Origin of the sequence: Bacteroides sp. An19 (assembly GCF_002160215.1) — a bacterium.
Taxonomy (GTDB): domain Bacteria; phylum Bacteroidota; class Bacteroidia; order Bacteroidales; family Bacteroidaceae; genus Phocaeicola; species Phocaeicola intestinalis.
Map to the genome: position 1 here is coordinate 1 of NZ_NFKD01000126.1, position 2,778 is coordinate 2,778.

Below are 2,778 nucleotides of genomic sequence, written 5' to 3' on the forward strand. Positions count from 1 at the left end.
TTATGATACGGCATTTGGGCAATGATATCCTTCAGGTAATCCCTTGGGTTCACATCGTGTGCCTTGCAGGTGGCCAGCAGGGAACAGATTACAGACATGTTAACGGCAGCCTCGTGATTGCCGCAGAAGAGATAGTTCTTGCGCCCCAAAGTAATTGGCCGGATGGCATTTTCCGCCAGGTTGTTGTCCAAAAGCAGGCGTCCGTCCTCCAGGCATCTCATCATGTTGTCCCACCGGGTATAGGCATACGAGACAGCTTTGCCGATTAGCGATTGGGGACTGTATTTGATGCCTTCCGTTTCCATCCACGTCTTCATGGCCTCCATGATTGGGCGTGTCAGTTCCCGGCGTTTCGCCTTGCGTCCGTCGGACGACAAGCCCGCCTTGTCGCAGCAGTGCTCAATCCTGTACATGTACTGTATCTGGGCCAGCCCATATTCGGCTTCCTTTTTGTTTTCACCCAAGGCATGCTCAAAAATCACGACGGATATGCGCCATGCAATTGACCAGCCGCACGTCGGGGTTGGTCTTGAAGGCTGTCTCATAGCCTGCAAAACCGTCGCATTGAAGGTATCCTTTGAATAGATTAAGCCTAACTAAGTTAGGCTCAACTGCACATCCGTTTAGCGATTAGAGGAATGTTCTTGTTCATCACTCTTAGTATGTCATCGTGATATTCTGAGTTCATATTATGATGTCCTCTGCATTGTACCACCTTCATTGTATCAAGACAAATTTCGATAGTTTCTGTTTTTACTCCGTCAACCATAGCAGATAGGATTAGGGATTTTTCATTCTTGAAGTACTCGTTTGAGAATACGCAATGTTTCATAAACTCTCCTTCTTCGATAAACTCATGAACACTTTCAAGAACCCTTATCTGAATATTGCCTTCGCTGATAATAAGACCGAAGAATTTTGCCTTCGCTTCCCTATATAGTTTCTCATGCTGAATGGCTCTTCTTTTCTTCTCCCTTATCTGCTCCCTTGCAGTTTCTTCATGTTTCTTACGGCTTAGCCTGTCATGTTCCTGATGCAGATTTGAAGGACAAACGTAATGAGGGTTTGAGGTGTCCTTGCCGAAATGAAGAAGCAATCTGATATAGTCACACCATAAACCTACATCTGTAATATCATACTTGTGACGGATGGCAACTCTGATGGATTTCCAAATATCATCCGAAATGCTATCCTTGTCGGCAAAATGTTTGAAAAGGGAAATCTGTCCACATTTGAGAAGGGTCTCTTTCCTATTATCGGAAAGTATAGCCTTGAAAACAGTATAGTGGGAAAGGTCGTAAGTTTTTCCCTGATAGCCGTTTCTTTTTATGGTTTCAGTAACCTTTATTCTTGGATAGGTGGATACTGCATTAATATCATATACAAAGTTATCCGAACAGCTGCGCAACTCCATATCACTACAGAAGTTCCAACTATCATAATAGAAGGAACACATATTTCTCTTGAGTGCCAAAGTATTTGTCTTTCCTTTGGGTGTCAGCCATCTCTGAACAACTTCCCTTATTGAATATTGTGCCGGTCTTCCTATTCTGAAATCGGCAAAGACAACAAAGTGCCTTAATACCTGGTAGTCCTTGACTGCGGTTATTACGGTGTAATAACTTTTAAGGTTATATACCTTCGTCCTGTCTGAACGTACTTTGAGCTTTCTTCCGCAATGTGGGCAAGTCACATTAACTGGAATATAGGAAAGTGTGTCCTGCCATGTATGGGCACAATCGCAACAGGTATAGATACCTTTCGCCGTTCTCTTGGCGAAAGGTTCAAAACAATGTCTGTAAGCATACTGCTCTTGTCTCTCTGTGATTGGTTTCATTTTCTTTGAAAGTGAAACTATCTCCCTTTGTATGTTATTGGTTGGTCTCATATCAAAAATCGAATAAGGTTGGTGCTGCGTTTGTCTGGGTTGATGTAGGCTTAGCCTTTTTGTTGCGGTTCTTCATCTTCTGAATTTCCTCTTCCTGATACTGACGGATGGCTTTCTGTCGGGCTTCAGCCTTTTCTTCATCTGTCAGTTCAACATGATGATTAACTACAACATTACATTGAATTTCCTTGCCAATGTCGATATGGTCTTCATCGAAGTAGTGAATACATCTGCCATAAATTTCCTCGTCTGAAAAACCACAACATCCGGTTCCTTGTACCCAATTAAGCACATAGGTAACGCAAGCATCGAGGTTCTTGTGTGGCTTGTTATAACTCTGTGCAAACAATTCATCGTTTGCTGCCTTGTTGTCCAAAAATGCCTTTATGGTCTGCTTGAAGTGTTCTGTTCCTTTCATAATTATTCTGATTTAAGTTCTTTGTAACTGATTTTTACTAAATGGATGCACCCAAGGAATATGAGTGACAATAGGGCAATGGCTACTATATTCGTGTTGGGATGCACAAAGAGGGAAGCCAGCACCATCGCTGCCGAACAGATAAAAACAATGATTGAAATGATGAACTGAATTACTGCCATATCGCTTGAATTTTAATGAGTTAAACATCGAATTATTCTTCAGCGAGATTTAGACCTTTTTTTCAGAAAGTTTCCTTTCCCTTGTCTTTTGAATCCGCTGACTTTTTTTTATTGAGAATCATTCCCCATCTGAGTTTGAGCCTTTTTTTTACGGCTTATTGAGGTACGGGAGAGTGGAATTAGAAAAGTTTTGAACGAAAAAAATGTTGGGGCAGGCGCAGACAACATCGTTATTTTTTTCAGGGCAAAGGCTGGAAGCCGGAACTCTTTCATTTCCACCACACCCATAT

At 42.1% G+C, this 2,778-nt stretch carries 4 protein-coding genes and 1 pseudogene; all 5 read right to left on the reverse strand.

Going from position 1 to position 2,778, the window contains the following annotated elements; all coding sequences use genetic code 11:
• Window positions 1-413 (reverse strand): transposase (locus B5F25_RS20740; RefSeq protein WP_262483278.1); only part of this gene is annotated, 413 nt, incomplete at its 3' end.
• 58 nt (window positions 414-471) lie between these two features.
• A pseudogene (locus B5F25_RS22680) lies at window positions 472-538 on the reverse strand (hypothetical protein); the annotation flags it as partial.
• A 69-nt stretch (window positions 539-607) separates the two neighbouring features.
• Window positions 608-1,888, reverse strand: a complete 1,281-nt coding sequence (locus B5F25_RS20745) for a PcfJ domain-containing protein (protein WP_087251732.1) — start codon at window positions 1,886-1,888, stop codon at window positions 608-610.
• Window position 1,889: 1 nt separating this feature from the next.
• Complete coding sequence (locus B5F25_RS20750) at window positions 1,890-2,306, reverse strand: PcfK-like family protein (RefSeq protein WP_087251733.1); 417 nt, start codon at window positions 2,304-2,306, stop codon at window positions 1,890-1,892.
• A 290-nt stretch (window positions 2,307-2,596) separates the two neighbouring features.
• On the reverse strand, window positions 2,597-2,778 hold a 182-nt coding region (locus B5F25_RS22285; RefSeq protein ID WP_087251735.1), incomplete at its 5' end, for a hypothetical protein.

Excerpts from the sequence above, each read along its gene's own strand:
- B5F25_RS20750 (WP_087251733.1), bottom strand. The coding sequence starts at position 2,306 with ATGAAAGGAACAGAACACTTCAAGCAGACCATAAAGGCATTTTTGGAC.
- B5F25_RS20745 (WP_087251732.1), bottom strand. The coding sequence starts at position 1,888 with ATGAGACCAACCAATAACATACAAAGGGAGATAGTTTCACTTTCAAAG.